We start from the raw sequence: 15,869 nt of genomic DNA, 5'->3' as shown, positions 1-15,869 counted from the left end.
CCGCCGCCCCCTCCGCCGCCTGTTCCGCTGGTTGTCATCGAGACGGTCACGGGTAAGTCCTACGCGCACACTTCGAACAGTTTCACCAATAACCCGGCGTCCCCGATTCAGTGGCCGTTCACCACTGGTGTGCCGATCAGTGACGGATTCGGACCCCGACTTGCGCCGTGCGGTGCGTGTTCCAGTTTCCATAAGGGATTGGATATGAACCCGGGTGAGGGTGCACCTATCCAGGCCATGGCCGATGGTGTTGTGTCCACGGTGGTGGCTTCTGACGGTGGGGGGCTTGGTGTGTACGTCGTCATCGATCATGTCATCGACGGGCAGAAGGTGCAGAGCTGGTACGGGCACATGCTCACCGGTTCCGTGAAGGTCGCAGAGGGCGAAACGGTAAAGGTTGGCCAGCAAGTCGGCAACGTCGGAAACACCGGCACCAGCACCGGAGCCCACCTGCACTTCGAAGTACACCTCGATGGCACCCCGGTGGACCCGTACGCCTGGCTCAAAGCCCACGTGACAGCCGGATGAACGAATCCATACCGCTGCCCTCAAACGGAATGTACTGCAGATTTCCGGTTCAGCCCCGGCAACGCCGACCTGATCGTCGGCAACTCTCAATGGTTGAAGTGCCTAGCGGCGGTTAAATATCCGGCCGTGAGCACTCTCTTGCCGAAGTACTGACTTCAGCGTCGAGACTTGACAGCTCAAAGCATCTGCCTACTATTGGTAATACCCTATGGGGGTATAAGAAGGCTTGATATGACCGGATACGCCAATACCAAAAAGGACCTACTGAAACGGCTTCGCCGTGCAGAGGGACAAGTCCGGGGCATCCACCGGATGGTCGAGGAAGACACGTACTGCATCGACGTCCTGACGCAAGTGTCAGCCGCCACCAAAGCACTGGAAACGGTTGCCTTGTCGCTGCTGAATGACCACCTGATGCACTGCGTCGCAGAAGCCACCGCGGAAGGCGGGACTGTCGCGGAAGAAAAACTTCAAGAAGCGTCCGCCGCTATTGCACGACTTGTCCGCTCCTAACCCACCGTCTAACTCACCCGACTGTAAAGGACACCTGATGACAATCCACACCGATCTTGGTCTCACCGACACAAACAATGCGTGCGCCTGCGGAACCGGAGGACACGCACACGGCCACGCCGCCGAAGCTGGCACACCCGCACTGCAGACGGCGGGTGCGGAGGTTATCCGTGCGCATTACTCCGTAAACGGGATGACGTGTAACCACTGCGTCGCAAGCGTCACGGAAGAGGTCTCTGCCCTGGACGGGGTGGACAGTGTCAGCGTGGACTTGAACGCGGGCGGGACGTCCCGGATCATGGTCGTGAGCAGCAAACCGGTACCCGAAGATCAGGTTCGCGCGGCCGTGACCGAGGCCGGTTACACCCTCGTTCAGGCCTGAGCATGAATGGCAGCGATGTTGAGCTCGAGATCGGCGGGATGACCTGCGCATCGTGCGCAACGCGGGTGGAACGTAGGCTGAACCGCATCCCAGGCGTCGAAGCAAGCGTGAACTATGCAACCGAAAAAGCCCACGTTCGAAGCGTCGCTGGCACCGATCTGGACTCTCTCATTGCGGCCGTCGAGGCAGCCGGTTACACCGCAGCCCTCCCGGCACCTGTCATTGACTCGAACGCCGCCCCGACAACGGTGCCCGGCGACACCGATCTGCTTCGACAAAGATTGACTATTTCAACGGCGCTCACCGTGCCTGTGCTGCTGTTGTCGATGATCCCCGTCTTGCAGTTCACGAACTGGCAATGGTTAGCCCTGACCCTCGCCGCCCCGGTCGCAGTGTGGGGCGCATGGCCGTTTCATCGCGCCGCGTTCACCAATGCCAGGCACGGTGCTGCGAGCATGGACACCCTGATCAGTGTCGGCGTCTTGGCCGCGTTCGGCTGGTCTTTGGATGCCCTGTTCCTCGGCACCGCCGGGATGCCCGGCATGCACATGAGTTTCGCTCTGACCAGCCAGCTCGGCACCGGTTCCGGCGACCAGGACATCTATCTGGAAGTTGCAACCGCGGTCACCGTGTTCATCCTCGCCGGCCGGTACATCGAAGCCCGCGCGAAAAGGGAATCCGGTGCCGCCCTCCGAGCGCTACTCGAACTGGGCAGCAAAGACGCCACCCTCCTCAAAAATGGAACAGAAACCACCGTCCCGGTCAGTGCGCTGATTCCAGGGGACATTTTCATCGTCGGGCCGGGAGAGAAAATCGCCACCGACGGTCTCGTCACAGAGGGCGCATCAGCCGTGGATATGAGCATGCTCACCGGAGAATCGGTCCCGGTTGAGGTTTCTGCGGGCAGCCGCGTCGTCGGTGCGACCATGAACGTCGGTGGCCGACTGACCGTTGAAGTCACCCGGGTCGGAGCAGATACCGAACTCGCCCGCCTCGGCAGGCTCGTCGAACAAGCCCAAACCGGTAAAGCAGAGGTGCAACGCCTCGCCGACCGGGTCTCTGCAGTGTTCGTCCCCATCGTGATCGGTCTGGCCCTCGCAACCCTCGCCATCTGGCTGCTGATCGGCGCAACCCCAGAAACGGCGTTCACGGCCGCGGTAGCGACATTGATCATTGCCTGCCCGTGCGCGTTGGGGTTGGCCACCCCGACAGCGCTTCTTGTCGGCACCGGGCGCGGCTCGCAACTCGGGATTCTGATCCGCGGCCCGCAGATCCTCGAACAAACCCGCCGCGTCGACACCATCGTGCTGGACAAGACCGGCACGATCACCACCGGCCAGATGAGAATGAGCGCCCTTCATGCCGTTCCCGGTCAGAACGAGACGGAACTGCTCCGCTTCGCGGCGACAGCAGAAAACGGTTCCGAGCACCCCGTAGCGCACGCTGTCGTGGCTGCAGCGATCAGCAGCGGCCACGAACTCAGCACCGCTGAAGCGTTCCTTTCCCACCAAGGATTCGGCGTGCAGGCCGTCGTAGACGGGCACCTCGTCCTGGTCGGCCGTGCGTCATGGCTACGGACGGAATGGAACGTGCTCGTGCCCGACGAACTTTCAGCCGCGATCGGCGCCGGCGAAGCCGATGGCAAAACCGCTGTCACCGTTGCTTGGGACGGACAGGCGCGCGGGGTGATTCTTGTCGGCGACAGCATCAAAAACAGCAGCGCCAAAGCCATTGCCGACTTCCGAAACTTGGGTCTGATGCCCGTGCTGCTCACCGGAGACAACGAAGGAGCAGCACGAGCGATCGGCAGCCAGGTGGGCGTCAACGATGTCCGCGCCGGGATCACCCCACAAGGCAAGCTCGACGCCATCCGGGAACTGCAAGCACAAGGCCACGTGGTCGCGATGGTCGGCGACGGCGTCAACGATGCCGCAGCCCTAGCCGCTGCTGATCTGGGCATTGCAATGGGAACCGGAACGGACGCCGCAATCGCAGCGAGCGACATTACCGTCATGAGCGGGGATCTCCTCGTCGTTGGCGATGCCATCCGGCTCGCCCGGCGCACCCTTGGAACAATCAAGGGCAACCTGTTTTGGGCGCTGGTGTACAACGTCGCCGCGATACCTATCGCCATGCTTGGCCTGCTCAACCCGCTCTTCGCCGGAGCTGCGATGGCGCTGTCCTCCGTATTCGTCGTCACCAACAGCCTGCGCCTCCGACGCTTCCACGGTCACCGCCCCGAACGACCCGCGCAGAACGTTGCTGTCACGTCAGGACCCGAGTGGACCCCGAGCCACAACGCCTCGCACGCGCCGCGCGGGGTCTAATCGGCCCACTGCGCCTGGATGGATTGTCCACTCAGAAAGTTCTCTGTGCGGCGGACCAGACCCAACCAAGTACTCCTCCTAGCTAGGAGGGGGCCGGGTGATAGCCGGAACACGTCCCGCACAGCCGCGCCGTCTGGTCAAGACCTCGATCATGAAGCCCACCCGCCAAGACGATGGGGCGGCATCGGCGCATACCCGTCGTTGGACTCCACCACCAAACCCAACGCAAAAAAGGCAGTCGAACACAGAATGACCTAGGACGATTCGGCGGTCGGACCCATCAGGGCAAGGCGGGTCCGAGTTGTGTTGACATAGGCACACCCGGAACCAGCACCCCGAACGACCTGCAAGCCTTGCGCGCACCCGACACTTTGGCGGTGCCTATTCGTGGACGCTGAGGCCTTGTGCTTGACCGAAATCAATGTGCAGGTGGTCACAGGTGTCTGGGAACGGGGAGAAATTCTGCAACGCCATCGATGGTCGGCAACCGATTTGGCCGACGTTCGTTTTCGCCGGAACGAGCGGGTCCAGAATGCGAATCAGTTTCACGGAATCAGGGTCCCCGCCGGTCAGGCCGTGGCCGTTGAGGATATAAAAATCAACGGCGTGACCTCCGCCGTTGGCGTAATGCGACGACGCCGTACCGGCGCCCTCGATCTGACCTGTGCAATGGCGATTGATGTCACTGACGCCGACCTTATCGAAATTCTGCACAGCGATCTTGATGATCTGAAGCACCCGGTAATCGACTCCACACCCCGGGACAGCCACCCCGTTCGCCAAATTTCGGATCTCGGCGATGTGGTCGGGGTAGGATCCGACAAGCCTACCCGCGGCAACATCAGCCACGAGCTCGGCGGCGAGGGCCTGAACCGTGGGCGACACCGTCGTACCGGTTGTGGAGTCCATGGTCGCGATGTTGCCAATACTGGTGTAGCTATCACGTTCCGTGGAACCCGCTGCTGCTTCCCCTGCGACCGTCAAACCCTGCATACCCAGGGCCGCCGACGCCTGAGTTCGGGCTCCCTCGCCTGCGCTGGTATCGGAATATGCGTACGCGGGAACCGCGACGGTTGAGACCAACGCGATGGCAGCCAGCATCCCCAGCACGGACCCCCATGAACGGGGAAGCGCCCTGAAACGCCGACGCATTGAGGCGCCCGGGCCGGGCCTGCTCGCTGCGGAAGCGCGCGCGAAAGAAGACGGCCCATTCGGACGGGATGAGCTTCGGTGAACGGTGCTCGTCATGCCCTCGCCCGCCCGCACCGCAACGAGCGCAGGAGAAACGGCCGGTTTGGGTTCAGCGAGAAGCGCTGGCGACTCTTTCGCCAACGTGACGTCCGGCTCCACATTGGCGGCAACCTCGGCAATCTTCGAATCAGGCACCCGGTAGGAATCAGTTCGATCGCCCTGCATGACAGGATCCGCAGAACGGTCAAAGAGTGAAGCCGGCACTGACGCTGACGCTGACGCGAGGAGGGTGGTAGCTGCCGCGGCCTCGCGTTGACGGCGTTCGCGTCGTGTTTCAGGTGCGGAAACCTCAGACCCCGACTTGGGGCGGCGGAGCTCGCGACGAGTGGGGAAAGAAGTCATGGCTCCTGCGGCGGAAATGAGCTCAACATCCAGATCCGCGATGGGGACCGGAATATCGCTCTGATCTGGCACGTGTATAGTCCTCCGGCACGCGTCATGCGCTCTTTTGTCGTCAAGTTCGACCTTCGGGTGGTCGATGACTCATCCGATGTTATGCGTTCGTTACCAATTTGTCACATTGTGTGGCATCGGGCAGTGCAACCGACTGAACCCCCCGATTGACGGTACGCAGATATCTACGAGCCGTTTCTGGCGATGTCGAAGCCAAGTTGGACCAACCAGGCCTAAATCTCAGCGGGACCCACTTCGGTTCTCTCGGAGCGTCTCAGGCAATCCAAGCCGGATCCACCTTGCCGCTTTTAGTGGTCGTGAGCCTCCGGTGAGGTGACGGCTCGTAGGGAGAGGTCGTCGAGGTTCGGGAGTGCGCGTTCGGCGTTGTGTTCAGCTGCATTCAGGATGTGCTCTACGTCGGACAAAGGTGCGTCCGCGACGTGGAGCGTTGCTGCTCCTTGGAGACGGTGCCCAACCCAGCGGAGCTGGAGACGGGGGACGGAGATCACTCCGGGGGTGTCTTCGAGTGCGTGGCGTGCTCGGTCGACGAGGTCCGGTTCGATGCCGTCCATCAGGCGTCGTCCGATGCTTTTGATGGTGCCCCAGAGTAGGACGATGATCGCTGCGGAGATGACGATGCCAATGATCGGGTCAGCCAACGGGAAACCGAGCATGACGCCGATGGCGCCTAGGATGACTGCGAGGGACGTGAATCCGTCCAGGCGTGCGTGGACACCGTCCGCGACCAGGGCAGCGGAGCCGATCTTTCGGCCGACCCGGATGCGGTAGACGGCAACGATTTCGTTGCCGGCAAAGCCGATGAGCCCAGCGGCAACGACGAACCAGAGGTTGTGCAGGCCCTGCGGGTGAAACAGCCGGCTGATGGATTCCCAGGCAGCAACAATGGCCGACAGAGCGACGACGGCGATGATGAACAGGCCGGCGAGGTCTTCTGCCCGCCCAAACCCGTAGGTGTAGTGGCGGGTCGCGATCCGCCGACCGAGGATGAATGCGATCCAAAGGGGAACGGCGGTGAGGGCGTCGGAGAAGTTGTGGATGGTGTCTGCGAGCAGCGCGACGGAGCCGCTGATGAGGAAGATGGCGAACTGCAGAACTGTGGTGCCGAGCAGGAGGAAGAGGCTGATTTTCAGCGCGCGGACACCCTGGGTGCTCGCCTCAAGGGCATCGTCGATGGAATCCGCGGCATCGTGGGTGTGCGGGACGAACAAACCGTAGAAGAACCCCGTGATTCCCGTCGGATGAGAGTGGTCATGATCGTGCTCATGGTCATCCGGGTGACCGTGGGAGTGGCCGTGCTCATGCTCGTGATTCGGAGAGTGGTCATGGTCATGCTGGTCGTGGACCCTGGGCTCGTTCGGGTGGTCGTGGTGGGTGTTCACACGCTCGCCTCCCGGTCGATGGCGTGGTGGTGCCGGGGAGAACCACCAAGGCTGTGCTCGGCCTGGAAAATCGCAGCGTTGACGAGCTGACTGGCGTGCTCGTCAGCAAGTCTGTAGAACACCCGGGTCCCGTCTTGCCGAGTCGACACGATCCGCGCCAGACGGAGCTTTGCGAGGTGCTGCGACACCGAAGCGGGCGTCTTGTCCAGAATGTCAGCCAAATGGTTGACCGATAGTTCCTCGTCGCGAAGAGCGAGGATGATCCGGACTCGGGTCGCATCGGCGAGCATCCCAAAGATCTCGACCGCGAGTTCAACGTACTGGCTGTCAGGGTAACGACCACAAATCTGTTTATCTGCATCCACAAGCAGATTATGGCATAGCAGATGAGACTGGGCGCAAACGTCTTTTAGTACTGAGGGCGCCTGCTAGCAACGATCCGCCGTGTCGAACTCCACGAAAGGCGCGCAAGTTCCCTGACACCTTTTCATACTGAGCAGGGCTTGGCAGTCGCCTGCGATGACACACACTGCGGCTAGGCCAAAAAACAAGCGTTTTTGATTTATCTCCGCCTGCACGGTCAAAACCCGCTCACAACCTGTCGAACTCATCTTTTGGCCTGGCGTCCTCGCGCGACGCCCTGATCTGGCGGAACGGGCTGATAGTGTAACCTATTTAGGGGACAGAAATGAGATAAAGATTCAGGTTCTGGAATCGTTCGTCACCGAGAGTTGGAGCTGGCAGAAGATCGTGGATACGAAGCTGGTTACCTAGTGAAGTCGAGTGTGTGGTCAGTCCCCGTTGTCAACCGTCCGGGTGCCGCAAGGATCCGTTACGACGGTTTATCCGGACGCCAGGGAGGTTTGGGCGATTGGGAACACCACTCCCTGCGCTGGCAGTGATGCCCAGTACGTTTTCATCGCACAGCTCAGCGGGTGGGTGGCCCTGGACAGGGATGGTGCATCTTTCAAAGACAGCTGGTACATCGATATCGTCAGTGCAATATCGAGTTACAGGAGCGTGAACAACCTTCTCGGTTTGGCGGAGGCGGCGGATGTGCCGGGACGTTTCTTGATTGAGGGCGAACAGCAGCAGGTCGGTTTCCGTGTGAACGGATTCACCGGTTCCGGCGACCGGGGAACCATCAAGATCACCGTCTACGAAAGCACAGGTGAACCGGTCGGCGGCATCGTCATTAGGGCGCAGCCCGTGGGAATAGCACCGCCCACATGATGCGCCCGAGGACTTCGCCGAGCCCGGTCATCTCAGCACTCCAGCCGCCAAACGTCGTTTCAGCCGGGTGCGGGCCTCGATGATGGTGCCGTTGAACGGCAGCTGGTCCACGATGACGACGCAAAGCCTGGTGAGGGTGGCAGACGAAGAAGTGGCAACCAAAGCTATCCGGCCAAACAGACGGGCCTCAATCCAACCGCGACCCCGCTCCATTCAAGTTGCGGCCTTGCAAAACAAGACCGCCGCACGAGGGCGGTCAAATACGCCCGTTTTGGCCTCCCCGATCAAAGGAGTCAAAACCGCCGTTCACAAGCGGTGAAAACTGAGCGTCTCTCGGGTATGGCTATGTTTAAGCCAAGTCGGACCCACCGGGGCAATCTAAGCGGGACCCCGGGTCGGTGTGGATCGCGGGATACTGGGATATGCGCGTGGAGATTCTTCATATTGATGAGTGCCCGAATTGGGTCGAGGCTGGGACCCGAGTGAGAGCAGCGTTGGCCGAGCTGGGCTGTGGGGATGTCGAGGTGACGTATCGCTTGCTGACCGATAGCGTACAGGCCGCGGCAGTTCCGTTCGCGGGCTCCCCGACGATCCTTCTCGATGGCGTGGATGCGTTCCCATCGGGTGGGCGAACCTTCGCTCTGGCGTGCCGGGTCTATCTCGGTGAGACTGGTTTCGTCGGCGTTCCATCTGTTGCGCAGCTTGTCGAAGCGATCAAGGGTCACACCTGACCTTCCGCTTGGTGTTGCGCCAGGGATTCCTCTGTCAGCCGCTGGTCGTTGTTGCTGCGGTTGGCTGTTTCTGGGTGTGTGCGAGGCGGTAGGAGTCGGTGCCGGTCCGATGATATTGCCGTTGAAGGTGGCTGACAACTCGTCGCTCGAGACCACGAGCGTGTTCAACACGAGGACGGTCCAAACGGGACCCACCGAGGACCTAGTGTCGTCAGGCCTCGACCGCGACGACGTCCGCGGTCACGGCGCCGACGGTGAGCGCAGAGCACCGGGCTTGTGGAGCAGGACCTCGAGGTAGTGATCCAGATACACGCTCTGCCCGTGCAGAGTCACCACGCGGGGGTACCGGGCGATCTTCGTACTGCACGCCGGTTTTGTGAATGGGCGTGGCCTTCAACTTCCGTTGAAGGGGCCTGATGCTCCTGAAGCTGTCTCAGACCGACACGTATGGGTCGCGCAATTCGCGGCTTCCGTAAAGTTCGCGTGGCCGCCCGATTCTCGGACCGAGGGTCGGGTTGGTCAGCTTGCTGCGGCTAGCTCGATGGTGAGCTGGCGATCGACGGCCCGAGCGATGCGTCGGAGCGTCGGAATGGTGGGCATCTGAGAGCCGTTCTCGATCGCCGAGATAACAGACTGTTTCGTGCCGACACGCTCAGCAAGGACGGCCTGCGTGAGACCAGCATCAGAACGCGCCTGATAGACCATCTCAGCCACTCGAAGGCGTGTCTCTTCCTCTTCGAGCGCAGTGTCAAAGCGTGCACGCTCGTCGGTAGTCATAGCCGCGAGAGACGCGGCTTCCAGTTCACGGAACGGTGTACTCATCGGTTCTTTCCTCTTTTCTTCGGTGCCTCATCTTGGTGTTCAGTTTCATGTTTGGCCTGTGCTCGCCGAGCCCGCAGGACCTCGCCGCGCTCGTTGTTGCGTTGCTTGCGGAACGTGGTCAGCGTGACGGCCTTCCGGCCAGGGTCGAGCACGTAGGTAATGCGGCGCGCGACACCCTCGCAGGTGAAACGCAACTCGCGCAACCCGTCACCGAGCGTGCGCGAATGCGGCATACCGAGCATGTGCGCCTGAATCTCTAGGCGCGCCACGATCCGCTGAGTAGCAGCCTTGCCCTCGGGCGAGAGCGCGACGTACCACTCTCGCACCTCCTCGGAGAACTCGACTGTCCACTGCATGACCACAAGGATAGCTTATTCGCGATATCGCATCAACCTGATATCAGTACTATCCACTGATGCTGAGGTGGTGCGCGGTATCGAGGTGCTGGGGAGGTGTCGGAGCGCGGTGAGGAGGCGCTCCAGCTCGTCCAAGTGGCGGCTTGGCCCCGTGTGAGGTTGTGGAGGGCGCGCCACCGGACCGCGGTGCTTTCGAAGAGGACGAGATTTTCTGATTGTTCGAGGTACACGTTGAGGAGACGTTCGACGTCAGCTGGTATAGCTCGATAAAGCTGGCGGTCTCGTTCGCGCTTCGTCGCTCGAGCTCACGAACTCGACTCTTTCAGCGACCCAGGTCTGGGTGAAATCATTGAAGAACCCGAGATCGGTGATTGATGGTGCCGCCTTGGGCATTCGGGGCGAGAGAAGGAGACCTGTAAGAAGCGGAACGATTGTCTGTTTGGGGTGTAGTCCAGGTAGGCGTAAACCATGACCCGGCCCGCGTGTCGATCGAGGGCCCAAATCAGATTGAGGGACACCGGTATGTGCCGAACCTGAGGGTCCAACTTGACACATGCGGCAGCGGAAGGGCCACCATGACCTGGGACTTTGATCGCTTCGTGGCAGGGTTCTTTGAACGCTTGATTGTGGCACCGCTGGTACGTAAGCGGATCCCTGACCGGGCACTTGTTCTGCTCAAGTTCAGCTCACCGCCGAGTGCCTTTCTCGATTATTCTGGGATGAGTCTCCGGGCGGGCGGTGCTGTACTCGCCGCATGTCGGATGGATCGTGGTGAGCAGATTTCCGCGCTTGTCTGTGATTATCGCAGCGGCATCATTGCTAGCGATGCCACGCGGTTCCACCACGATTGGTAACCAAGTCGTCTAACGATTTCTGTTGGATCCCGCCATAAACCCGTTTCGTGATCTTCGGAGGCAAGAAGACGGAGGAGGCTTTCTCCACGGTTGGGTAGAGGTCTAAATATTCCTGTCCCACGCTCTGACCCGTGTAAGCGACCAATGGCATGACGGCAACTGCCTCTGAGCCCTTCATGCCATCGAAGTAACCCAGTTCCCAAGGCATCCATTTTGATGAGCTAGCCGCCTGCGTGGCCGCGTATATGAGGGATTTACATTGACTCATGCGTTGCCGGAGTTGCGCCGCCGTCGAAGCGGATACTCGGGTTCGGTCTAGTTGTGGGTCGTCGATCCAGTCGATGTAGACAGTCTTCCCCGAAAGTTGTAGCACTCTGCGAACGCCGAGTATGAGCTCGGCGTCAGAGAAGCTGTGGCTGAGAAATATGTCGAACAACCCGCTGACGCCGGCGGCTTTACGAAGGATTTCGCGGGCGCCGCCTGGAGTTGAGACTGAAGCCGTTATCCCGAGACTGCGCACTTCAGAAATTGTGTAGCTGACCATGGACCCTCCACCCCCAATCATAGGTATTGTCCATCTAGTGGAAGCCCAATTGCCTACGTGCCCGTTCTGCCAGATAGTACGAAAAGAAGTACCTGCCGAGATCATTTATGAGACCGACGACACGCTTGCTTTCTTTCCGCTGGAACCTGCGACGCGTGGGCACACGATGATTATTCCCAAGCGACACATTCGGTCATTTCTAGACGCCGAACCACGCGACATCGAACCTCTGGGCCTCACGACACTTCGTGTAGGAGTGGCCCTTCAAAACGTGTTGCGGCCAGAGGGCATGAACCTCATCTCGTCAGCGGGAGAAGCGGCCAGCCAAACCGTCGAACATCTCCACATCCACCTAGTGCCGAGATGGGTAGACGATGCCGTTGGTGAAATATGGCCACCCAAGCATCCAACTGCGGACGCAGTGCTAGAAGGCGTCGCCGACGCACTACGTGAGTTTTGTGGAACTGAGCGCCTGGAAAATCGCAACCCCGAGAAGCACTAGTCCCACGGCAACGATCATGAAGTGAAAGTATCTCCAGCTCTTTGAACGCCAGACCCCGTTACGCCCTTTGTAGCCGCAGTTGGGGTAGCGAGCCACGTCCGTGAAGACCGCGGCGTCCATACTGAAAACAACCACCGCGCTGTTAGGAACTATCGCGGCACTGTAAAGCTGGCGGAACAGCCTCTCCTGTCGTAGGTAGAAAGCGTCGAGACCGGCGAAAACGACAGGTGGTACGAGCGCCAGCAAAGCCAGCCACCATTCAAGATGAGTGGCCGTATACACATACAAAGCTGCTGCGACTGTAAGCGACCACCCTTTAACAGAAAACGAATGGGCAGCCTGCCGGGCAATAGTGGACTGCAAAAACTCGAGATGCTTTACCCGGTCTGCTGAGAACGCTTGAGGTTGTGAGCGGCTTGGCCTGGGCATTTCTTAATTATGGGCATTGCACATGCGAGCGGAGCGCTGAACAAGGCACATCCCTTATAATCCGTGGGTCCATCAGTAAATAAGGGGAATCATGACCAGCGTTTTTTACAGCTTTTACTACAAACGCGATGTGAATCGCGTTCAGCTCGTGAGACAGATCAATGCGTTGGATAAGCAGCCGTTCCTCACTGCTCAGAAATGGGAAGAGGTCGAGAGGAACGGGTCTAAGGCGGTTGCACAATGGATCGACGACAACATGAAATACAAATCAGCCGTCATCGTCCTTGTCGGCCAAGAAACAGCCAACCGTCCGTGGGTCAAATACGAGATTGAAAAAGCATGGGCCGATAGAAGGCCGCTCCTAGGAGTTCGCATCCACGGACTCTCTAGCTTCGGCACAACGGATAAACCTGGCGCAGACCCCTTCGCTAAAGCCAACATCACTGGGAATGTCCCCATCTTTGACCCCACTAAAACAGATATCTGGGGGAAGATCGACTCCCAAGCGACCTACAAGAGCCTGTCCGACAACCTGGAAGGTTGGGCAGCTCGCGGCGTCACCCGCTAGGAACTGGAGCCCACACGTGCTCCTCAACGCCGAAGCGGGCTTAGGTGGCCGGCGGCAGCCGCGGCGGGCGCGCCCGTTTAGACGATCCTCTAACGGTCACCAGGACTTAGCCAGAGTTTGTCCTCCAATTAGGGCTGGAAGGGTGCGGCTATTGTTCCGCCATGATGACTGTGTGACCGCGAACGCTTTTTACTCCGACCGCGTGAGCGGAGAGACGCCGCGTACTTTGCAGACTCTCCCTGCGGCGACCGCAGATGGCCTACTCGAATTGGTAATGACGCGCCTGGCCGGCAACTGGCTGGCCGAAGAGTTCCCCGAGCGTTGCCCTGACTCAGACAAGAGCCACATTTTTGCAACGAACGTTGATGCATTCGCAGATCGCGCAAAAGCGCTGATTCCCAAACTTCAGATACCGCTCTTGCGCAACCGCGGCGATGTCGCCGACGACACAATTTTCGATCTAATTGAGTTGGCCGGGCGTTTCGTCGCCTTACCCTCTGAGGGGGCCAATCACGCGTACTACAGCCACCACGCGCTGACCTTCGACAGGCATGCCGGGGCCAAGCAGTACTGCAATGACGTGAACGAAATTCTTGCTCGGGGCGGTGCTGCTTTCGAGATGCAGGGCGAACTGACGATCGCCCACATCGGACCAGCAGAACTTCGCGAAGCCCTATCAGCTCTGAACCCCGACACTGGAGACATCGAGCTGGACAAGCTCATAGAGAATGGACGCCAGCTCGTAGCATCCAGGCAGTCATCCGAAAGGCTTGCCGGTATTCAAGCGCTGTGGGGCGCTCTTGAGAGACTGAAGACAGTCGAGGTGCCGGGTAAAAATCAGAAGAACGTGAGCGCCGAGGCGCTCCTCGCCCATATCGGCTCGGCCTCACTTCGGGACGCAGTCCGTACCGACCTAAATGCCGTCACCGCCCTCGGCAACACATTCCGCGTCCGCCACCACGAGACCCATATTGCTGAACTGCCTGAGGACGCGTACGACTATTTCACCGGTCGCGTCGTTACCGTGCTGCACATACTTCTTAGTCAGTCACGTCGACTCGTGGATCAGAGCGAGCCGTCGAACAACTCGCCATGGTGAATCCGCTTCTTCTCACCTACGGACCGCCCCAATGCGCGGCAGACGACCACATCACTAGTGCCCGGTGCAGGATCGCGCAGCGGTCTGATCTGGGGCGAGTACGACGTCATGGACCCGGTCGGAGATTGGCCGCTTGAGGCGGCGGTCGAGGTGCGGCACCCACTACGGAAGATTGGCGGCGAATTCGGTTAAATATGAATAGTCCCCGGTGCGAAGCGGATAGATCACGCCATCCTCGCGATGGAACGTTCCGATGGCCTCGCCAGCACGACCAACTCTCACTCTCTTTGTTTCCGCATAGCTCTTCCTTTCCGCGTCCACGTCGCCGGCAAATTTCTCGGCCCCCAGGGCGACAAGGACGGCATCCGGTGGGGCGGATATCGTCAGCTGCCCCGACTCCAAGTCAAAGTTGGCCTCGCCGGGAGTCCAAATCTGCACGAGCACGTAGAAGGCGCCGGCGGCGCCGGTCGCTTTGGCTCGAGCATCCAATTCGCGTGCTCGCGTGCCGTCACCGGTCCACGCCACCCAGCCGTTGGGCTTCTGTGTCGACTTAACCTGGACATGCCAAACTGCCCCGCCCCGCGAAGCGATCAGGTCCTTGCCCGTGGTTAGTCCGCCTTGCCACTCCACCTCGAACCCGAGATCACGAAGTGCTTTGACGGTGAGCGCCTCCCCCCATAGGCCTGACAGCTGTTTCGGCGCGGCGGCAAGTCTCGACATGAGTCAACGCTATCGGCACGGGCCTCCTATTGTGCCGGGGGCTAATTGTCAGTGCGAACGCCGCCCGACGCGAGCTCCGACGGCACCTCAGTTAACTGGCCCGCCACGAACCCGCATGACCCGCCCGCTAGCCGGTCGCCCACCGCACGGCCTTGAACCCGAATTGGCGACCATACATTTCCCGGGCGCCGAGTGCACGCTTAGCCTGCACGAGTTACTGCACGATGACGGGGCGTGTAACGCTCACCCTGCGCCGGATTCTTCCGCGATGCCGGGATCGACTCCCACCAGCTTTGAGCGTGCGTTGTGGGAGAATCTGGTGATGGGGGCAGTGGTGAGGCGCATCGGACCGGCTCTTCTTCGCGTGAGGATTCATCTGGTCGGTAGCGAACCGGAGATCTGGCGGCTTTTCGAAATCGACGCGGACCTTCGCCTGCCCCAACTCCACGATGCACTCCAGATCGTGATGGGCTGGGAAAATAGTCACCTGCACGAATTTCTCGATTTCGATCCCGATCTAGACGGCAACATCACCCCGATGCTCCCGCGACGATGGGCGTCTCCGTTCCTCCGCGAAGACGACGACGAAGGCGCATACCTTGCCGAAGAAGATTTCGCGCTCCGGGACGTCCTCACTGACCAGGCACCCCTGTTCTATCTGTACGACCTCGGCGACAACTGGCTGCACCGCCTGGACCTCATCGAAACCCTCCCGAAAAATCCCGGCGACCCCACCATCACGGTTATTCGGGGTGAGCGGCGTTGCCCACTTGAGGACAGCGGCGGCATCGACGGGTACGACCACATCCTCCATGTCCTCGACCACCCCGCCGACGACGAACACGACAACCTCACCGAATGGGTCAGCAGCATGCACCACAACCCCCGGAAACCATTCAACCCCGCCACATACGACACCCCTGCCGTCAACCAGGTACTCCGCCGCGTCTTCCCAGCCACCAACATCCGCACCGAACGAGCATAGGAGACCCTCCTAGCCGCGCCCCACATCGTTTCCCGCGGAGCCGGGATCGCCCGGGCGTGCTCATTGCACTAGATGGGGTCAGCTCACGAAACGGAATAAATAACACGGCGGATTCAAGCAGTGATTGCACCACTTACTCTGTGGATGGTGTTGATCGATATGTCTGGACGGTTCTCCGAGCGAATGCTCCCTGACGTCGTTACGAAGCTGTGGGACCTCCGGGAGGTGGGTC

General features: G+C 60.2%; 18 protein-coding genes and 1 pseudogene. 10 read left to right on the top strand and 9 right to left on the bottom strand.

The features are described from left to right. The 4 genes from D4765_RS17640 to D4765_RS17625 all read left to right on the top strand — a co-directional run. Positions 1-528 (top strand): M23 family metallopeptidase (locus D4765_RS17640; protein WP_136643627.1); only part of this gene is annotated, 528 nt, incomplete at its 5' end. A 231-nt stretch (positions 529-759) separates the two neighbouring features. Next, positions 760-1,041: a metal-sensitive transcriptional regulator gene (locus D4765_RS17635; protein WP_136643626.1), complete on the top strand. Its 282-nt coding sequence runs from the start codon at positions 760-762 to the stop codon at positions 1,039-1,041. Between the two features lie 37 nt (positions 1,042-1,078). After that, on the top strand, positions 1,079-1,423 hold the full coding sequence (locus tag D4765_RS17630; RefSeq protein WP_136643625.1) for a heavy-metal-associated domain-containing protein: 345 nt from the start codon (positions 1,079-1,081) through the stop codon (positions 1,421-1,423). Between the two features lie 2 nt (positions 1,424-1,425). Next, the gene (locus tag D4765_RS17625) at positions 1,426-3,750 is read left to right on the top strand and encodes a heavy metal translocating P-type ATPase (RefSeq protein ID WP_136643624.1); all 2,325 of its coding nucleotides are present in this window, start codon (positions 1,426-1,428) and stop codon (positions 3,748-3,750) included. Between the two features lie 381 nt (positions 3,751-4,131). On the opposite strand, the gene D4765_RS17620 is transcribed toward D4765_RS17625, so the two are convergent. From D4765_RS17620 to D4765_RS17610, 3 genes are all read right to left on the bottom strand, one after another. Further along, positions 4,132-5,166: a hypothetical protein gene (locus tag D4765_RS17620; RefSeq protein WP_136643623.1), complete on the bottom strand. Its 1,035-nt coding sequence runs from the start codon at positions 5,164-5,166 to the stop codon at positions 4,132-4,134. A 536-nt stretch (positions 5,167-5,702) separates the two neighbouring features. Further along, positions 5,703-6,794 (bottom strand): cation diffusion facilitator family transporter, encoded by a 1,092-nt coding sequence (locus tag D4765_RS17615; RefSeq protein ID WP_136643622.1) that lies wholly within the window; start codon positions 6,792-6,794, stop codon positions 5,703-5,705. Further along, positions 6,791-7,159 carry an ArsR/SmtB family transcription factor gene (locus D4765_RS17610; protein ID WP_272898640.1) on the bottom strand — a complete coding sequence of 123 codons (369 nt, stop codon included), beginning with the start codon at positions 7,157-7,159 and terminating at the stop codon, positions 6,791-6,793. Before D4765_RS17610 ends, D4765_RS17615 begins: the two co-directional genes overlap by 4 nt. A gap of 655 nt (positions 7,160-7,814) precedes the next feature. On the opposite strand from D4765_RS17610, the gene D4765_RS17605 reads away from it, so the two are divergent. Both D4765_RS17605 and D4765_RS17600 read left to right on the top strand, forming a co-directional pair. After that, on the top strand, positions 7,815-8,027 hold the full coding sequence (locus D4765_RS17605) for a hypothetical protein (protein ID WP_136643621.1): 213 nt from the start codon (positions 7,815-7,817) through the stop codon (positions 8,025-8,027). A gap of 422 nt (positions 8,028-8,449) precedes the next feature. Then, complete coding sequence (locus D4765_RS17600) at positions 8,450-8,758, top strand: hypothetical protein (protein WP_136643620.1); 309 nt, start codon at positions 8,450-8,452, stop codon at positions 8,756-8,758. 118 nt (positions 8,759-8,876) lie between these two features. On the opposite strand, the pseudogene D4765_RS17595 reads toward D4765_RS17600, so the two are convergent. The 4 genes and pseudogenes from D4765_RS17595 to D4765_RS17580 form a co-directional block, all read right to left on the bottom strand. Further along, positions 8,877-9,118 (bottom strand): annotated as a pseudogene (locus D4765_RS17595) (hypothetical protein); the annotation flags it as partial. Positions 9,119-9,277: 159 nt separating this feature from the next. After that, positions 9,278-9,580 carry a helix-turn-helix domain-containing protein gene (locus D4765_RS17590; RefSeq protein ID WP_136643619.1) on the bottom strand — a complete coding sequence of 101 codons (303 nt, stop codon included), beginning with the start codon at positions 9,578-9,580 and terminating at the stop codon, positions 9,278-9,280. Further along, positions 9,577-9,936: a type II toxin-antitoxin system RelE/ParE family toxin gene (locus D4765_RS17585; protein ID WP_136643618.1), complete on the bottom strand. Its 360-nt coding sequence runs from the start codon at positions 9,934-9,936 to the stop codon at positions 9,577-9,579. Before D4765_RS17585 ends, D4765_RS17590 begins: the two co-directional genes overlap by 4 nt. A gap of 819 nt (positions 9,937-10,755) precedes the next feature. After that, positions 10,756-11,334: a toll/interleukin-1 receptor domain-containing protein gene (locus tag D4765_RS17580; RefSeq protein WP_136643617.1), complete on the bottom strand. Its 579-nt coding sequence runs from the start codon at positions 11,332-11,334 to the stop codon at positions 10,756-10,758. Between D4765_RS17580 and D4765_RS20225 the strand changes: the two genes are divergently transcribed. Continuing rightward, positions 11,333-11,836, top strand: a complete 504-nt coding sequence (locus D4765_RS20225; protein WP_136643616.1) for an HIT family protein — start codon at positions 11,333-11,335, stop codon at positions 11,834-11,836. The genes D4765_RS17580 and D4765_RS20225 overlap by 2 nt on opposite strands. Here the strand turns inward: D4765_RS20225 and D4765_RS19340 are convergent. Then, complete coding sequence (locus D4765_RS19340) at positions 11,780-12,265, bottom strand: hypothetical protein (protein WP_162501139.1); 486 nt, start codon at positions 12,263-12,265, stop codon at positions 11,780-11,782. The two genes, D4765_RS20225 and D4765_RS19340, sit on opposite strands and share 57 nt — an antisense overlap. Positions 12,266-12,356: 91 nt before the next feature. On the opposite strand from D4765_RS19340, the gene D4765_RS17570 reads away from it, so the two are divergent. Both D4765_RS17570 and D4765_RS17565 read left to right on the top strand, forming a co-directional pair. Then, a complete protein-coding gene (locus D4765_RS17570; protein ID WP_136643615.1) occupies positions 12,357-12,833 on the top strand; it encodes a TIR domain-containing protein in 477 nt (158 codons plus the stop codon). Between the two features lie 172 nt (positions 12,834-13,005). Continuing rightward, positions 13,006-13,932, top strand: a complete 927-nt coding sequence (locus D4765_RS17565) for a hypothetical protein (protein WP_136643614.1) — start codon at positions 13,006-13,008, stop codon at positions 13,930-13,932. Between the two features lie 162 nt (positions 13,933-14,094). Here the strand turns inward: D4765_RS17565 and D4765_RS17560 are convergent, their stop codons facing one another. Continuing rightward, positions 14,095-14,652 (bottom strand): hypothetical protein, encoded by a 558-nt coding sequence (locus D4765_RS17560; RefSeq protein ID WP_136643613.1) that lies wholly within the window; start codon positions 14,650-14,652, stop codon positions 14,095-14,097. Positions 14,653-14,920: 268 nt separating this feature from the next. Here D4765_RS17560 and D4765_RS17555 point away from each other — a divergent pair, with 268 nt between their 5' ends. Continuing rightward, the gene (locus D4765_RS17555; RefSeq protein ID WP_237280540.1) at positions 14,921-15,637 is read left to right on the top strand and encodes a plasmid pRiA4b ORF-3 family protein; all 717 of its coding nucleotides are present in this window, start codon (positions 14,921-14,923) and stop codon (positions 15,635-15,637) included. The last annotated feature ends 232 nt before the right edge of the window (positions 15,638-15,869 follow it).

Source organism: Subtercola vilae, assembly GCF_004923255.1.
GTDB classification, from domain to species: domain Bacteria; phylum Actinomycetota; class Actinomycetes; order Actinomycetales; family Microbacteriaceae; genus Subtercola; species Subtercola vilae.
Note: the sequence above shows the minus strand (reverse complement) of the source record. Positions and strands in the feature narration are given on the sequence as shown.